We start from the raw sequence: 15,447 nt of genomic DNA on the forward strand, positions 1-15,447 counted from the left end.
GAGAGGACGTCACCCGGCAAGCCGGGTGCCGCCTCTCATCTCAAACGTTAGCCATCAAGAACAACCGCCCACATGTACCGTCTTCTTACATACATATTTCTCGTTGTCGTTAGTCTTTTCAATTCTGGATGTGACGATGGTCATCTTAGAGGGGCCGTGAACAAATCCCTCGACGGCAAGACGTATTTCGCAGTCATCGATGACAATGGCGGTAAGTGCGGGCCACTTAAAGTTGATGGTGTTGTATGGCCCCATCCATTGGGAAAAATTGTCCCTTTCGAACCGGGACAACATACAATTTCATGCGGCGCTGAGATCGGCTTCGTCGTGCCTGTCGGTGTTATTTTTAAGTTCGACTATTGGGGTCCATAGCAATGTTTATGGAAATAAATTCTCATCGCGGTGAACATTTAGTATTTGTGGCTAACATGGCATTCGAAAATGACGCGCGGATAAACGCATTCCTTAAACTTATTGATCGGCACGCGCGCCTTTCAACTCAACGTTAGGGCTCCATGCGAACAGTCCTTACGATCCTCCTTGCTCTATGCCTGTCAGGCTGTGGCGATATCTACCGCTATCTCAAGAGCGGCGATGTGGGCTGGGCGTTGAAAAAGGAACTCCGAGACAAAAAGGCTACAAGAGTCGAACTTGCCAAGATCACAAAGTTTGGATGGGATGAGTTTTTCCTATTCGGCCCGTATCAGCCCACAAGCGAAGTTTGTAAACAACTTGCGCTATCGCCTGATGACTGCAAGTCGGCAATCACGGCAGAATCAACTGATGATGGCGAGATGTTGATGGTCTTTCGCCTGAAGGGAAAAATTGTGCATTCGGAAATGCACATTCGTTGGCACGGCGACTTCACGCCTGCACCAGATGAGCCGCTTACTCCACAAACGGCGGTTTTCTCTGTATCGATTGAAGGTAAAGGCGCTCTTGGCGAGGATTGGCTGAAATTGCGCCCCATACCAGCCGCCACCCTAACAATTCATTCCACCGGACCTGCGCAAAAATCCGCGCAGGCCGGTGAGTTCGAACGTTAAGCACTAACCCACCCACCCAATCTCACCCCACCAAAGGAGTGAGACCCGCACCCCCTTTATCCCAAGCGCAGCCAACTTCCTTTGAAGATAATCGGGCCGCTAGGTTTTTCCGGGTTGCCGGAGCCGCCTTTTGGTTCTAGGCTTACAGCCAGTAAGGGTATGTTTTCTGGGCTTAGATTGTCTGGCAAGGCCAGGCTGATGGTGTTATTCACGCTGCCATCGGGATTGCGGCTCGGTGCTTTGCTGGCGACCAGCGTGTTGGCGACTAAGCCTAGCGATTTGACCTTGCCGTCTTTGGCCACTGCCCATAACTCTAAACTTTTGTCGGCGGGGATCGCTTGTGCAATGACGAAGCGCACCAGTAATTGGCGCTTCTTGCTGTCGCTAGAGATCACCGCCACGGCTTGCGCTTTTTCATCGCTTAAGGTGGCGACATAATTATTGCTAGGCAGACTGAGCTCGGCTTGTTTGCTCATCAAGACCGAGACCAGCACCAGCGCGGTGGTGGTCGAGACCATGCCCAGGCCGCGCCAAAAGCTTAAGTCTTCGCGCAGATTGCGCCAATAGGCCCAGCGGTCTGGCTGTAGTTTTAGGCGTTGCGTCAGTGCTTGCCAGACGCTGGCTGGCGCTGCTGTGGCGCTAGAAAATTCTGCCATCGGCATCAGATTCGCTTGCCATTCTCTGACCACTTGATGCAAGGCGGCATCTTGCTGCATCCAGCTTTCAAAGCGGCGTCTGGCAGCGCCGCGCAGCGTGCCTAAGACATATTCGGCTGCCAGTTTTTGTTGCAGCAGGGGCTTATCTTTGAAGTTCATGCCAGCTCCCTTTTGACTAAGCAGGTACGCAGTTTATCTAGCCCACGGCGTATCCAGGTTTTGACTGTGCCCATCGGTAATTGCATTTGCTCGGCCACTTCGCTGTGAGATAAATCGTGATAAAAGGCAAGTGCCATGGCCTGCCTGTGTAAGCCTTCCAGGCGCGACATGCAGGACGCCAGGGCTTTGGCGTCCTGGCTCAGTTCTAAGGCTTGCAGTGGGCTGGCGTCCGCGCTTTCTAGTGCGCTCATGATCTCGGGATCAAAATATTCGGCGTCGATTTCCAGCTCGTAGTGTTGGCCGTTATTGAGTTTGCGTAATAAGTCAAAGGCGCGATTGCGCACTATCGTAGTCATCCAGGTCATCGGTGCCGCCAGACTGGATTGATAGCTGCTGGCATTGTTCCAGATGCTGACAAAGCTCTCTTGCAAGACTTCTTCGGCCAGTTCGCGCTTTTGCAAAATGCGTAGCACGAAGCCAAATAATTTCGGTGAACTCGCTTCATACAGTGCGCGAAACGCCTGGCCATCCTGGCGCGCGACAGCCATCAGCCAGATGTGCATCTGGCCCGGGTCTAGGGTCTGATTATTTGGATTGCTGGACATGATGAGCTTTCTCTCTATGGTGGTGAAATACCGCGCATGGCAAATGCATCTGCTGCGCAGGCATTTTACCTATAGCCGTCAGACGCCGGGCGTATAGTTTTTAAAGTGTTTGATTTCAGTGTTTGCATGGATAAAGTCTGGTGCGCATTGCGATGCGCACCAGACTTTAGCGTATCAAATTAATTGAGCTTATTTTGGCAGCAATACCGTATCGATGACATTGATGACGCCGTTCGATTGCATCACATCGTAAGTGCTGATATTGGCAGTGTGACCGCTCTCATCCATGATGCTGATGTTGTGGCTGCCGTTCATCATCAGCTTGAGCTTGCCGCCGCTGACGGTGGCTAATTCGGCCATGCCTTTGTGCTGTTTGATTTCTTGCGCCATCGTCATAAAATCAAATTTGCCTGCCACCACGTGGTAAGTCAAGACTTTGCTCAAACTAGCTTTATTCTCAAGCTTGAGCAAGTTTTCTACGGTGCCCGCTGGCAGTTTTTGGAAGGCGGCATTGGTAGGCGCAAATACGGTAAATGGGCCTTTGCCTTTGAGCGTAGTCACCAGATCGGCGGCTTTGACGGCCGCCACCAGGGTGGTGTGGTCGGCCGAATTGACGGCGTTATCGATGATGTCTTTACTTGGCAACATACTTTGGCCGCCCACCATGACATCGGCAAATGAGACTGTGGCGCTGAGAGCGAGGGCGGATAAAACGACAGCAGAGCTAAATGAACGCATGATGTTTCCTATAAGTTGGCATTGTTTGCAGAGTTTGCCAAGTGATATACGGCGGGCTTTAGCATTTGGATTCAATTATTTTGATGGGGGGTGGAAATTTCTTGAAGGAGGAAAAATACGATGCGCAGCAGTAGCGCGTTGAGCGGGTGGTGTTTTTACTTCAGCTCGTAGGTGCGATTAGCAAAGCGTAATCGCACACCCGTCGCTATGCCGTACGCTATTTAATGTCGACACTGTCATTGGGTATGCTTGCGCGTTTGCCGGGTGGTGTTTTTACTTCTGTGGTTGTTGTGCGATTGCTGGCCGGTGGTAGACCGGCGGCTACTTCCTTTTCTTGCTTCGCCAAGAAACGGAAGCAAAAGAAGGCGACGCAAAGTCGCTGTCCCTGCGGGATGCCCAATTGTGCAGGTCAAAAAATGGGAAAAGTTCGAAACTCGCTACGCTCAAACACGAACCTTTCTAATCCATTTTCTGCCCCGCACAATTGGCAGCGCCACATGCGAATTCGATTCAAAAGCCACGTCAAAAACAGAGTCAAAACCCAGGTCAAAAGCAAAGTCAAAAGCCAAGTCAAAAGCCAAGTCAAAAGCCAAGTCAAAAGCCAAGTCAAAAGCCAAGTCAAAAGCTAAATCAAAAGCTAAATCAAAAGCTAAATCAAAAGCTAAATCAAAACCCAAGTCAACAGCAGTAGATTGCCGTAGCTTGAAGTGCTTTGATGTTGCCTGTGCAGTGGAGCGGCGGACGCACTACGGATGTGTTGACGTTCGCTTTCCGCATGTGGCGCTGCCGCTTGTGCATGGCAGAAAATGGATTAGAAATGAAGCTGCTTGAGCCGCAGGCGAGTTTGCTTCATTTCCCATTTTTTGACTTGCACAGGCGGGAACCCGCAGGGCAGCGACTTTGCGTCGCCTTCTTTTGCTTCCATTTCTTGGCGAAGCAAGAAAAGGGAGTAGCCGCCGGTCTACCACCGGCCAGCAATCGCACAGTAACAACAGAAGTACAAACACGGCCAGGCAAAAGCAAACCAAAAACAGCATGCCGCCATCACGCATATCCCATGCGGCCTACAGGCCTATGTGCTTGAAGAAGCGCATGGAATATGCGCGGTGGCTGTGCCTGTTTTGAGATTGCTTACGGCGCAATACGCCTGCGGCTATTGACGCCCTACGTAGAGATTTCGGCTAGCCGGCTTGATGACACACAATTTAATGTCAAATTACTAGCAATATAGAAAGTGCATCGCTTACAATCTCCAGCGTGGCCGCCGCTGAGGCGGTTTCGTCAAACCAAGTTCATCTGCCGCAAGCAGTTCGCGGATCTTATTTTTGCGTTCCGGTGCGGCGGATAAACGCTATTTGTTAGGTGCCCCATGCCATACATCAGAAAAGCTCTGTTGAGCGATGCCCAGGCAATACACGACATTCGAAATGCAGCCATTTGTGCAGGATCGAGTGGCTACTATTCCCCGGACCTGATTGCGCGATGGACAGAGGGCGATTTGGCTACTGCAGGCTTCTGCGAGGCCGTTCGAAATTCATTCTACGTAGCGGAGTTGGGTGGCCAAGTTGTAGGCACTGGCGCTATCGATATTGCGAGCGGAAAGCTGGACGCAATCTTTGTCTCGCCCTCCCACATGAAAACCGGACTGGGTCGAACCATGTTGCAGTTCCTTGAGCAGCTAGCAATCGCAAATGGCATCGCATCGCTCCACCTGGAATCAACGTTAAATGCAGAACGGTTCTATACTCGCAACGGATTCTCAAGGGTAAGAAATGCGAAATATGAGTCACCAAGAGGTTTCTCTTTGGACTGCATAGTAATGAAAAAGGTTCTTCAAAATGCAAGGCCGTAAACCCCAATAAGTAGGGTGCAATAGCCGCAGGCGTATTGCACCGTTTGCTATTTCAAGCTAGCTGCGATTAGCAAGCCGTAATCGCAGGCACCCCAGCGTATTTAAAAGCAGCCCCTGCCAGCGCGCATATTCCATGCGCTTCTTCAAGCATGCCGGGCTGCAAGCCGCATGGGATATGCGCGCTGGCCTTGCCTGTTTTTGAAATTTCAAACCCTAGCCAAAGTTTAAGCTGACCGTCTTTGGCTATCGTACTTAGTCGGGTTCTTGAATATGACTCAAGTTTGCCGTCGAAAATTTCTGATAAATTTTTAGCCTATGCGCAATTCAGTTTCAGGGTCAAACAATACCGCCTTGGACAGATCAAAGGCTAAAGGCATGCGCTGACCCGGTGTAGCTTCTGCCCGTGGGTGGGTGCGGCAGGTGGCGCGTATGCCGTTGATCCAGGTGAAGGCGATGGTGTCGGGGCCGGTCGGCTCGGTCAGTTCTATCATGCAATCGACTTCGCTAGGGTGGTAGCCGTCTGGGGTTTCGGCGCGGCGCGCGCTGAGGGCGTCGGTGACGTGCTCAGGGCGTATGCCTAGAATAATTTCTTTATCTTGCCAGGCGCTGAGTTTGGATAAGTCGCTGGCGTCTGCTGGCAGCGGCAGCAAAGTCGTGCGTTCGCCGTGCAGTAAGGTAAAGGCCAGGCCGCCAGCGTGGGCAATCAATTTGCCGCGCAGAAAATTCATCGATGGCGAGCCTATGAAACCTGCCACAAACAGATTATTCGGTGCGTCATAGATTTCTTGCGGGCTGCCAAATTGCTGCACTACGCCGTCTTTCATGACGGCGATCTTGTCGCCCAGGGTCATGGCCTCGATCTGATCGTGCGTCACATACACGATGGTGGTGCCGAGACGTTGGTGCATAAGTTTGATCTCGGCGCGCATTTCTACGCGCAGCTTGGCATCGAGATTTGATAGCGGTTCGTCAAACAAAAACAAGGCCGGGTCACGGGCGATGGCGCGCCCCATCGCTACCCGCTGGCGCTGGCCGCCCGACAGTTGTGCCGGTTTTCTATCGAGCAGATGCGTCATTTGCAAGGTCTCGGCGACGCGGCTGACGATTTGTTCTTGTTCGTCTTTAGGGACTTTTCTGATTCCCAGGCCGAAAGAGATATTCTCTCTCACCGTCATGGTGGGATACAAGGCGTAAGACTGGAACACCATCGCGATATCGCGCGATTTGGGTGGGATATTGTTGACGCACTGGTTGCCGATCAGGATTTGGCCTTCAGAGACGGTTTCCAGACCGGCGATCATATTGAGTAAGGTCGATTTGCCGCAACCGGAACCGCCCACCAGAATTAGAAACTGGCCATCTTCGATTTCCAGATCGATGCCCTTGAGGATTTCTGCGCCATTTGGATACACCTTGCGCACATTGCGAATTGATAAGCTTGCCATTTGATTTCCTTGAATGTTCTGCTTTGCCCGGGCCTTTGCTGCCCTGGGTGTCTAAATTTTTTCGTGATCGGGTCTTGGCTCAACTTCAGCTTCAACCTCAGCCTTTGACTGCGCCTGCGGTCAGACCGCGTACAAAATATTTACCAGCCACCAGATACAGCCCCAGCGTCGGCAGGGCGGCGATAATGGCAGAGGCCATATTCACGTTGTATTCGGTGACACCAGTGGAGGTGTTGACCAGGTTATTCAGTGCCACGGTGACCGGCTGTGCATCCGACCCGCCAAACACCACGCCGAACAAGAAGTCGTTCCAGATCTGGGTAAATTGCCAGATAAAGCAAACCATGAAGATAGGTAAGGACAGCGGGAAAATAATCCGGCGGTAAATCATGAAAAAACCTGCGCCATCGATGCGCGCCGCATTCACCAATTCTTCCGGTACCGAGACATAATAATTGCGGAAAAACAGGGTGGTAAATGCCATGCCGTAGATGATGTGCACCAGGATCAGACCTGAAGTGGTATTGGCTAAATTGAGCATGCCCAGCACTCTTGCCATCGGCAGTATCACGACCTGAAACGGAATAAAACAACCGACCATCAAGGCCGTAAACACGATGTGCGAACCGCGAAACTTCCAGTGCGCCAGTACATAGCCGTTGACCGAGCCTATCAGGCTAGAGATGATGACGGCTGGCACGGCCATCTTCACCGAGTTCCAGAAGTAGGGCGCCAGACCTTCGCAGGTGACGCCGGTACAGGCCGTACCCCAGGCCTTGGACCAGGCATAGGTGCTGGGGTTGAGCGGGATACTGAGCAAATTACCGCTGCGAATTTCATCTAAAGATTTGACCGAGGTGGTCAGCATCACATACAAGGGGGCCAGATAATAAAAGGCACACAGGATGAGTAAAACGTAGATCAGTACGCGTCCCAGGCTAAGGCCTTGGCCAAATTGCGGGCTAGTGGGTGATGTTTGATTAGCGGCCATGAGCGGCTCCTTTGGTTTCCATATACATCAGCGGTACCAGCACGGCTAACACGGTGGCCAGCATCATCATGGCCGATGCGGCTCCCAGGCCTAACTGGCCGCGGGTGAATGAAAATTGATACATAAAAATGGCGGGTACGTCGGACGAGGTGCCGGGGCCGCCGGCAGTCAAGGCCATCACCAGATCGAAACTCTTAATCGCGATATGCGCCAGTACCAGCAGTACGCTAAAAAATACCGGACGCAGCGAAGGGATGACGATGCGGCGATAAATGGTCGGCAGACTGGCACCATCGACCATGGCGGCCTTGATGATGCTGTCGTCGACACCGCGCAAGCCAGCTAAGAATAGCGCCATGACAAAACCCGATGATTGCCAGACACCGGCGATGACCACGGTGTAGATTGCCATATCCGAGTCAACCAGCCAGTCGAAACTGAAGTTGTGGTAGCCCCAGTCGTGCATGAGTTTTTCTAAGCCTAAGCCCGGATTGAGTATCCATTTCCAGGCGGCCCCGGTGACGATGAAAGACAGCGCCATCGGGTACAGATAGATGGCGCGCAATGCGCCTTCGGCACGAATTTTTTGATCCAGCAACACCGCCATCAGCAGGCCGGTAATCAGGCAAAACAGGATAAATAGACCGCCGAAAATGCCCAGGTTGGCTGCGGCGACCCACCAGCGATCGATTTCAAATAAGGCGGCGTATTGGGAGAAACCGGCGAACTCGTAGTTCGGCATCATGCGCGACTCGGTCAATGACAGATAGGCGGTCAGAGCGATGAAGCCGTAGACAAAAATCAGTGAAGCAATAATCGTGGGGGATAACACCAGGCGCGGTAGCCAAATGTCGGCCAGTGCGGCAAATTGCGACGACGTGCTTTTGCCCGTTGCGGCGTTTGTGCGCGAGGGCGGCTTTGTGCCAGAAGCTTGAATCACCTTGTTGGCCTCGTTGGCCTTACTAGCCTCGGTGGTAGTGCGTAATGCAGACATCGTAAATCTCCAGAAACCGGTCATCAGATCTCACGCTGCGGCCTTGCTGCTGCCACAGTGTGAGACTGTGAGCGCCACGGCCGCTGTTGCGGCCACAGGCGCTACATGTATTGCCAATTACTTGGCTTTTGCCGCTTTCGCCAATGCCAATACTGCGGCTTGTGGCGTCATGGATGAGTTCATGAATTTAGCGATGACATCCTGGAAGGCACCCGCTTTGGCGGAGTCGATTGCCATGCCATGCGCAAAGCTCGGTACCAGTCCGCCATTTTTGCTAGTGGCATCCATGTCGTCCATAGACTTGATGGCGCAGCTGTCAAACTTGGCGCGCGAGACACCGGCGCGTGCCGGAATCGAGCCCTTGTTGAGGTTAAACACCTCTTGAAACTCAGGACTCATGATGGCACCGGCCAAGACTAGTTGAGACTTCTGCTCCTCGGCGCTTTTTACTTTAAACATCGTCATAGAATCGATGTTGAAGGTAAACGCCTTGTCGGTGCCAGGTGCTGGCATGCACAAATAGTCTTTGCCTGGCTGTTTGCCAGCAGCGGTAAATTCGCCTTTGGCCCAGTCACCCATGAATTGCATACCGGCTTTGCCGTTGATGATCATGGCGGTGGCCAGATTCCAATCGCGTCCGGCAGCGTCTTTATCGATGTAAGTCTTGATCTTGGCCAGAGTTTCAAAGGTCTTGATCATGGTGGGACCAGTTAAGCTGGCAGGGTCTAGTTGCACGATGGCTTTTTTGTAGAAATCGGCACCGCCGACGCCTAAAGCAACTGACTCAAATACTGTGGCATCTTGCCAAGGCTGGCCGCCATGCGCTACCGCGATCATGCCGGCTTTTTTGATCTTGTCGGCCGCATCGAAAAACTCGGTAAAATTAGTCGGGGCCTTGGCACCCGCTTTTGCCAACACTTCCGGGTTGATCCACAACCAGTTAACGCGGTGCACGTTGACCGGTGCTGCCACGTAATGCCCTTGATACTTCATGACGTTGGAGACGACTTTAGGTAAATTGGCTTCCCATTTGCCTTCGGTCGCTGCCGCGTCGATGTTAGCGAGTACGCCTTCCTTGCCCCATTCTTGGATAGATGGGCCCTTGATTTGCGCTGCAGTTGGTGCGCTACCGGCAATCACGCGTGCTTTTAAGGCAGTCATGGCGTTTTCACCGCCACCGCCTGCCACTGCGAAATCTTTCCAGGTGATGCCCTTGGCTTCCATCATTTTTTTCAACTCGGCGACTGACTTGGCTTCACCGCCCGAGGTCCAGTAATGCAGAACTTCAACTTCGGCCGCTTGCGCGCTGACGACAGGTAGCGCTGCTGCTGCGATAGTGGCGAGAGCTGCCAGAGTTACTTGTACGCTTAATTTGATTTTCATTTTGTCTTCTCCAGGATAGGTAGAATAATTTTGTTGTTGCGCTAAAAATAGAGCATTCTGTGTCAGCGCTATGGCTGACACAGAAGACTAGGTCAGCGGATTCAGTGGATCAATAAGTGAACTAAATTTTCGCTTAAAACCAGGTTTCCAGTTGTATGCCGATAGAGGTGCCGCTGGTATTGCTGCCGTACACAGGGCCAGAGTTATTGCTGGCGTTGACTGCGGCAGTAGCAGCGTCATTCCATTTGGCGTAAGTGACGAAGGCACGCAGTTCAGGACGCGACCAGTAGCCTTTGCCCGCGCTGATGGTAGGCGCAAACGTGATCTTGGTCAGACGCATGTCTTCACCACCGGTGCCGGATGTCACTTTGCTGGAGCCCAACTCCATTTGCAGCTTGAAGTTGTTGGTGATCGCATACACAGGGCGCACACCGAGGCTAGTCCAAGTGCTGGAACCTTTGGCATCCGATTTATCGGTTTGCAGCAGCGCTACAAATTCCATGCTGAACTCGTTGGTAGGCTGTATCCACAGGCTATCGAAAATACGCATGCGGGTTACGTCAGATCCCAGCAGCGTGCTACCCGATGGACCCATGCGATCGCAGCAAGGACCACCGACCCCGGTACCAGGCCCTACGCCATACTGAACGCCGACTGTGTTACCACCGCCAAAAACATTAGCTTGACGATGGAAGGCCGAGACTTGCCAACCATTGTGTTTGTTTTCGCCTTGCGCGCTGATGATGCTCGTTGCAATGTCAAAAGTACCGCCCGGATTGACCGGCAAACCTTCGTAGATAAAGTTTTGACGCAAGGCGGCGTTGGTAGTAACCACTTTGCCTGTGGTCGGATTGATTTCGTTGGTGTCGTTGTCTTTGAACACTGCGTAACTAAATTTTCCCGGGCCTGCGCCTATCTTGTCGAGACCGCCGCCAGTGCCGTTCATATTGATGTATTGCAGATCGAGCATATGGATGTCAGGACGCAAGTAGTGACGCTTACCGATCCAGGCGATACCGCCATTGAGAAAATCGAGATTCTTGGCTTCTACATAGGCTTTAGATAAACCAGTTTTGGCATCACCAAAATCTGAGCTACCTTTGTAAGCATCGACCCACACCGTTCCGACAAAGCTAACGCCGTTGTCGGTCTTGACCATCTCTTTGGTGTAACCAAATTCGGTGAAACTATCGCACTCGTTACCGAGGCGGTATTTCATGGTGTTGCCACCGAGGTCGTAGCAGCTTTGCGGGCCATGGGTAGAGCTAGATCCTACGCCGGCGCGCAGGTAGCCGTGGAAGCCTTCAGTGTCGGTGTCGCCAGCCTGCGCAAGGCCACAGCTTACGGCTAAACCAAATGCAATCCCCAGTGCTGCCGGTAGGGTCTTGAGTGAAATATTGAGTGCGCTACGCTTCATTTTGTCTCCTGATTATTGATTGTTGATTTTGATTATTGATTTTGATAGGGGCGAATATCGCAGGTGGCCGGCTGTCTTTGGCTCTCATCGGTAAGCTGTACCGCAAGCTTTACTGCAAGCTTTGCTGCAATGCTGATACCGTGGGGTCCACCGTCTTCCGTATTCACTCTGCTTTTTTACAAGTGTGACCGGATTTTTTTTCCGTTTTGTGTCACAGCGAGCAGAAGATAGCACCCAAGAATTTGTGATTCCAGTTTCGGAAAATAGTGTGCGGAATTCTTGTTAAGTGCTTGTTTATTATGAATATCCCTCATTGTTGAAAAGAATATCTACTTACATTTCTTTACAATGCAAAGTGCATTTTTGCGGCATCCCCGGACTTGCTTCATAGACGGATACAAAGCAGTTTCTTGAAACTGCGGACTTTGTCTCTGCAACAAAAAGTAATAAATGCTCACACTTCCTTGCAAATCTGGACGCAAGCTTACTTACGCATTGTTAGCCACTTGCGGTATAGTCTGCTTCGCAATCAGGAGGTCCCTTAGAGTGCCAATAGCGATAAAAAATAGTTTGCGGAATCAAAAAAATACGGAGACAAATCGCCAGCAGGCGGTGTTGCCTAGGCACGCCTCTAGCCTGAGCGTGCGCCGCTTAATGTGCTTAACGTACATGTTGATGCTACTTACTTCACTTACTGCACATGCTGAAAGTCTGCAGGTCTTGCATTGGTGGAAATCGGCGAGCGAACGTAAGGCGGTCGAATTTTTGCAGGAAAAACTGGACTATGAGTCGGTCAGTTGGCGCGATGCCGTGGTGCCTAGCGGTTCTGGCGTAGGCGCGAGTATCGTCTTGCGTAGCCGTATCTTGGCTGGCAATGCACCCGAAGTCGCGCAGCTAAATGGCGTCCTGATCAGCGAGTGGGATAGTCTGGGTTTGTTGCTCGACGTCGATACGGTAGCAGCGGCCGCTAAATGGGAGCAATCACTTTTACCTACCGTGTTGACGCTGGTTCAGCCGCACGGACATTTTGTCGCCGCGCCCTTAGGCATACATAGAATCAACACCTTGTTTTATAACCGCAAGCTGTTTAAGCAGCATGGCCTGGCCGTGCCGCAAACCTGGTCGGAATTTGAGCGGCTGGCACTAAAATTACAAAGCCTGGGGATCGCCGCTTTGGCGCAAAGTAGTGAGCCCTGGCAAGTGGTCAGCTTATTTGAAACGCTGGTATTGGCCGAAGGCGGTACCGAGTTTTACCGCGATTTGTTTGTGCTTAGAAAGCCGGGCGCATTTGCTGATATGCGTCTGACGCGGGCCTTGCAACACTTACGCGATCTGAAAAAATGGATGGCGAGACCACTGCAGGAGCGCACCTGGGAAGAGGTTAGCCGCCAACTGGTCGATGGCGAGGCGGCCATGATGGTGATGGGCGATTGGGCCAAAGCCGAGCTTAATCTCTGGGGCCAGCTGGGCGACGACAGCTTTGCTTGTGCGGCAGTGCCAGCGACGGCGAATTTCCATTTGTACGACATCGATACTTTCGCCATGCTGGCGACCCCAAAATCGGCGCGCACGGCGCAAGAAAAACTAGCGAAGGTGGTCATGTCGAATGCAGTGCAGGCTGAATATAATCAGATTAAAGGTTCGGTGCCGGTTCTGCGCAACCCCGATATGACGAAAATGGATAGCTGCGCGCGCGCCTCATGGAAGCTGTTCGCCAGTGGTGTGGCGGCGCAAGTGCCGAGTCTGGCGCATCGTATGGCCACCGATGAAATCACTAAGGACGCCATGATTGCTGAGATCCACCAATATTTTTTGGATGATAAAGTGAGCACCATCGAAACCCAACGTCGTCTGGCCACCATCGCGCGCACCGTGACTCGCCCCGTGACCCGTCCCATAGCAAGGAAGAAATAGAAATCATGCGTAAGATACTTATCGTCGACGACGATCAAAAAACCCGCACGCTGCTTAAAGCCTACCTGGAAAAAAATCAGTACGAGGTGCTGCTGGCGCATAACGGCGAAACGTTTTTATCTGAATTTCAACGCTATGTGGATGAACTGTCTTTGGTGATACTCGATGTGATGTTGCCTGATACCGACGGTTTTGCACTGTGTAAAGAAGTCAGACGACGCTCAAATTTGCCAATTTTTATGTTGACCGCCAGCTCTGATGAGACCGATAGGGTGGTAGGGCTGGAGTTGGGCGCTGACGACTATATCGCTAAGCCGTATAGCCCGCGCGAGTTACTCGCACGTATCAAAGCGATACACCGACGTTTTGGTGGCGAGAGTGCCGCGGTACCCCGATATTATCGCTTTGTCGGCTTTACCCTCGATACCATAGAACGCTCAGTGACCGATGCGAACGGTGAAATCGTCGCTCTGACCGGTTTGGATTTCCAGTTACTGAAATATTTTGTCGAGCATCCTGGCGAGATACTCGATCGTACCGTCTTGTGCGAACAAACCCGTGGGCGCGATGCCGGTCCGCTGGATCGCTCGCTGGATGTGCAGATCAGCCGTATGCGTCTGCGTCTGAACGATGCCGGAAAACAGCCACTGCTGATCAAAACGGTACGCGGTGCCGGTTATGTGTTTTCGGCTGAGGTGAGTAGTTCGCATGCTTGATTTTAAGGCTAGACCGGCAATCAGCCGCGCTCTTGCGAAAGTGCTGCCATCGTCTTTATTAGGTCGCCTGTCGGTAGTGATGGTGGTCGGCGTGATGTTGACGCAATTGCTTGGCAATTTTATCTGGGCCACCCAATTGCGTGCTGAATCAGAAGCGGAAGCGAAAACTGCGGCCCAGCATTTAGCGCATAGTGCCTCAGCCGCGGTCAGGTTTGTACTCAGTTTGCCGCAGAATTATCGCCCTCTGATCATTCAGCAATTTCGAGAAATGGGTGGCACCCGTTTTTTTATCCACATCAATAGCACGGCGATTGCGCTGCCCGAGTTTAGCAATCAGTCACTGGCAGCAATCGCGGTGCGGCAAATTAGCAGTACTATCAAAGAAGACTTACCGGCTGTTTCACAATTTCAAGTCGGCTTTGCCTGGCCGGACAATCTGGTTGCGATGGATGATGGGACGCAGATTGCCGACATGCCAGAGAATTGGGTCAGACATATTTTGCTGACGACCCCAACTCCGGCACCAATCCTGGTGATACAGGCCAAGATGGATGCCGAACATTGGCTGTATCTGGCGGCGCTGATGCCTAATCCTTACTTTTTAGAAAGCGGCAATCCACTCACGCGAGATCGGGTCTTGCTGCAAGCTCTATCTTTGGCGGCGGTACTATTGCTCTCTATCCTAGTGGTGCGCTGGACTACCCGACCATTGGCGGCACTGTCTGAGGCCGCCGCAGCATTTGGCAACGGTGAGCACATGCCGCCCTTACCTGAAACCGGGAGTAAAGAATTCGTCAATACTGCGCGCGCCTTTAGTGCCATGCGGGAACGGATACAGCGCTATATCGAAGACAGAGAGCGCTTATTTGTATCGATTTCTCACGATTTGCGCACTCCCATCATGCGCTTGAAATTACGCGCCGAATTACTCGATGATGACGCTCTGCGGGCTGAATTTCATGATGACCTGGATGATCTTGATATGATGGTCAAGGGCGCTTTGCAATGCGTGAAAGATAGCGATATTCATGAAAATCCTACCGAAATTCGCCTCGATGCCTTTATCGCCAGACTGGTACGGGGTGCTCAGTTGGCGGGCCACGAGGTCTTGTTCGAAGAATCAGGTTTGAGCTTGACGGCTAAGCCTTTAGCCTTAAAACGGGCGATCGGCAATTTACTCGATAATGCCTTGCACTACGGGAAAAAAGCCGAAATTAGCGTCACGAAAAATGAAACGGAAATAGAAATCGAGATCCGGGATCATGGCCCAGGTGTGCCAGAAGATGCCTTGCTCAACTTATTTGAGCCTTACGTCAGGTTGGAGCATGGCAGGGACCAGAACAGTAATGGGATGGGCTTAGGCTTAGGTATCGCACAAAGCATCGTGCATGCTCATGGCGGCCAATTAGTGCTGGAGAATCACAAGGATGGCGGCCTGCGGGCGCGCATCATTTTTCCGTATGATACTACCAAGCACTTGGGCTAGAAAGACAGGTTTCTGATAGCTCGCCGGTTTTTGGTATGCGGCAAT

15 protein-coding genes are annotated in these 15,447 nt (G+C 52.0%); 6 read left to right on the forward strand and 9 right to left on the reverse strand.

The annotated features are described in order from the left end of the window. Positions 1–156 precede the first annotated feature (156 nt). Together ACO0K8_RS13375 and ACO0K8_RS13380 are read left to right on the forward strand one after the other, a co-directional pair. Entirely contained in the window at positions 157–372 is a 216-nt protein-coding gene (locus ACO0K8_RS13375; RefSeq protein WP_422947150.1) for a hypothetical protein, read from the forward strand. A 143-nt stretch (positions 373–515) separates the two neighbouring features. Continuing rightward, a complete protein-coding gene (locus ACO0K8_RS13380; RefSeq protein WP_422947151.1) occupies positions 516–1,046 on the forward strand; it encodes a hypothetical protein in 531 nt (176 codons plus the stop codon). A 56-nt stretch (positions 1,047–1,102) separates the two neighbouring features. Here ACO0K8_RS13380 and ACO0K8_RS13385 read toward each other — a convergent pair whose 3' ends face one another. From ACO0K8_RS13385 to ACO0K8_RS13400, 4 genes are all read right to left on the reverse strand, one after another. Beyond that, the gene (locus ACO0K8_RS13385) at positions 1,103–1,861 is read right to left on the reverse strand and encodes an anti-sigma factor (protein ID WP_422947152.1); all 759 of its coding nucleotides are present in this window, start codon (positions 1,859–1,861) and stop codon (positions 1,103–1,105) included. Further along, entirely contained in the window at positions 1,858–2,466 is a 609-nt protein-coding gene (locus ACO0K8_RS13390) for a sigma-70 family RNA polymerase sigma factor (protein ID WP_422947153.1), read from the reverse strand. Before ACO0K8_RS13390 ends, ACO0K8_RS13385 begins: the two co-directional genes overlap by 4 nt. 189 nt (positions 2,467–2,655) lie before the next feature. Continuing rightward, on the reverse strand, positions 2,656–3,204 hold the full coding sequence (locus tag ACO0K8_RS13395; RefSeq protein WP_422947154.1) for a fasciclin domain-containing protein: 549 nt from the start codon (positions 3,202–3,204) through the stop codon (positions 2,656–2,658). A 443-nt stretch (positions 3,205–3,647) separates the two neighbouring features. Next, positions 3,648–3,881 (reverse strand): hypothetical protein, encoded by a 234-nt coding sequence (locus ACO0K8_RS13400; protein WP_422947155.1) that lies wholly within the window; start codon positions 3,879–3,881, stop codon positions 3,648–3,650. 692 nt (positions 3,882–4,573) lie between these two features. Here ACO0K8_RS13400 and ACO0K8_RS13405 point away from each other — a divergent pair. Next, the gene (locus ACO0K8_RS13405) at positions 4,574–5,056 is read left to right on the forward strand and encodes a GNAT family N-acetyltransferase (RefSeq protein ID WP_422947156.1); all 483 of its coding nucleotides are present in this window, start codon (positions 4,574–4,576) and stop codon (positions 5,054–5,056) included. Positions 5,057–5,364: 308 nt separating this feature from the next. Here the strand turns inward: ACO0K8_RS13405 and ACO0K8_RS13410 are convergent, their stop codons facing one another. From ACO0K8_RS13410 to ACO0K8_RS13430, 5 genes are all read right to left on the reverse strand, one after another. Beyond that, on the reverse strand, positions 5,365–6,501 hold the full coding sequence (locus tag ACO0K8_RS13410) for an ABC transporter ATP-binding protein (protein WP_422947157.1): 1,137 nt from the start codon (positions 6,499–6,501) through the stop codon (positions 5,365–5,367). Positions 6,502–6,598: 97 nt separating this feature from the next. Then, positions 6,599–7,492: a carbohydrate ABC transporter permease gene (locus ACO0K8_RS13415; RefSeq protein ID WP_422947158.1), complete on the reverse strand. Its 894-nt coding sequence runs from the start codon at positions 7,490–7,492 to the stop codon at positions 6,599–6,601. Next, positions 7,482–8,486: a carbohydrate ABC transporter permease gene (locus ACO0K8_RS13420; protein ID WP_422947159.1), complete on the reverse strand. Its 1,005-nt coding sequence runs from the start codon at positions 8,484–8,486 to the stop codon at positions 7,482–7,484. Before ACO0K8_RS13420 ends, ACO0K8_RS13415 begins: the two co-directional genes overlap by 11 nt. Positions 8,487–8,603: 117 nt before the next feature. After that, positions 8,604–9,869, reverse strand: a complete 1,266-nt coding sequence (locus tag ACO0K8_RS13425; protein WP_422947160.1) for an ABC transporter substrate-binding protein — start codon at positions 9,867–9,869, stop codon at positions 8,604–8,606. 133 nt (positions 9,870–10,002) lie between these two features. Beyond that, positions 10,003–11,286 (reverse strand): maltoporin, encoded by a 1,284-nt coding sequence (locus ACO0K8_RS13430; protein WP_422947161.1) that lies wholly within the window; start codon positions 11,284–11,286, stop codon positions 10,003–10,005. Between the two features lie 669 nt (positions 11,287–11,955). On the opposite strand from ACO0K8_RS13430, the gene ACO0K8_RS13435 reads away from it, so the two are divergent. The 3 genes from ACO0K8_RS13435 to ACO0K8_RS13445 are packed head-to-tail and all read left to right on the forward strand — an operon-like array spanning position 11,956 to position 15,402. Next, positions 11,956–13,200 (forward strand): ABC transporter substrate-binding protein, encoded by a 1,245-nt coding sequence (locus tag ACO0K8_RS13435; RefSeq protein ID WP_422947162.1) that lies wholly within the window; start codon positions 11,956–11,958, stop codon positions 13,198–13,200. A 2-nt stretch (positions 13,201–13,202) separates the two neighbouring features. Further along, positions 13,203–13,916 (forward strand): response regulator, encoded by a 714-nt coding sequence (locus tag ACO0K8_RS13440; protein ID WP_422947310.1) that lies wholly within the window; start codon positions 13,203–13,205, stop codon positions 13,914–13,916. Then, a complete protein-coding gene (locus ACO0K8_RS13445; protein ID WP_422947163.1) occupies positions 13,909–15,402 on the forward strand; it encodes an ATP-binding protein in 1,494 nt (497 codons plus the stop codon). The genes ACO0K8_RS13440 and ACO0K8_RS13445 overlap by 8 nt, the downstream gene beginning before the upstream one ends. The last annotated feature ends 45 nt before the right edge of the window (positions 15,403–15,447 follow it).

The organism is Undibacterium sp. Ren11W (assembly GCF_049340485.1).
In the GTDB taxonomy this organism is placed as follows: Bacteria; Pseudomonadota; Gammaproteobacteria; order Burkholderiales; family Burkholderiaceae_D; genus Undibacterium.

Excerpts from the sequence above, each read along its gene's own strand:
- ACO0K8_RS13445 (WP_422947163.1), top strand. The coding sequence starts at position 13,909 with ATGCTTGATTTTAAGGCTAGACCGGCAATCAGCCGCGCTCTTGCGAAA.
- ACO0K8_RS13395 (WP_422947154.1), bottom strand. The coding sequence starts at position 3,204 with ATGCGTTCATTTAGCTCTGCTGTCGTTTTATCCGCCCTCGCTCTCAGC.
- ACO0K8_RS13430 (WP_422947161.1), bottom strand. The coding sequence starts at position 11,286 with ATGAAGCGTAGCGCACTCAATATTTCACTCAAGACCCTACCGGCAGCA.
- ACO0K8_RS13380 (WP_422947151.1), top strand. The coding sequence starts at position 516 with ATGCGAACAGTCCTTACGATCCTCCTTGCTCTATGCCTGTCAGGCTGT.
- ACO0K8_RS13415 (WP_422947158.1), bottom strand. The coding sequence starts at position 7,492 with ATGGCCGCTAATCAAACATCACCCACTAGCCCGCAATTTGGCCAAGGC.
- ACO0K8_RS13435 (WP_422947162.1), top strand. The coding sequence starts at position 11,956 with ATGTTGATGCTACTTACTTCACTTACTGCACATGCTGAAAGTCTGCAG.
- ACO0K8_RS13385 (WP_422947152.1), bottom strand. The coding sequence starts at position 1,861 with ATGAACTTCAAAGATAAGCCCCTGCTGCAACAAAAACTGGCAGCCGAA.
- ACO0K8_RS13405 (WP_422947156.1), top strand. The coding sequence starts at position 4,574 with ATGCCATACATCAGAAAAGCTCTGTTGAGCGATGCCCAGGCAATACAC.
- ACO0K8_RS13420 (WP_422947159.1), bottom strand. The coding sequence starts at position 8,486 with ATGTCTGCATTACGCACTACCACCGAGGCTAGTAAGGCCAACGAGGCC.
- ACO0K8_RS13390 (WP_422947153.1), bottom strand. The coding sequence starts at position 2,466 with ATGTCCAGCAATCCAAATAATCAGACCCTAGACCCGGGCCAGATGCAC.
- ACO0K8_RS13410 (WP_422947157.1), bottom strand. The coding sequence starts at position 6,501 with ATGGCAAGCTTATCAATTCGCAATGTGCGCAAGGTGTATCCAAATGGC.
- ACO0K8_RS13425 (WP_422947160.1), bottom strand. The coding sequence starts at position 9,869 with ATGAAAATCAAATTAAGCGTACAAGTAACTCTGGCAGCTCTCGCCACT.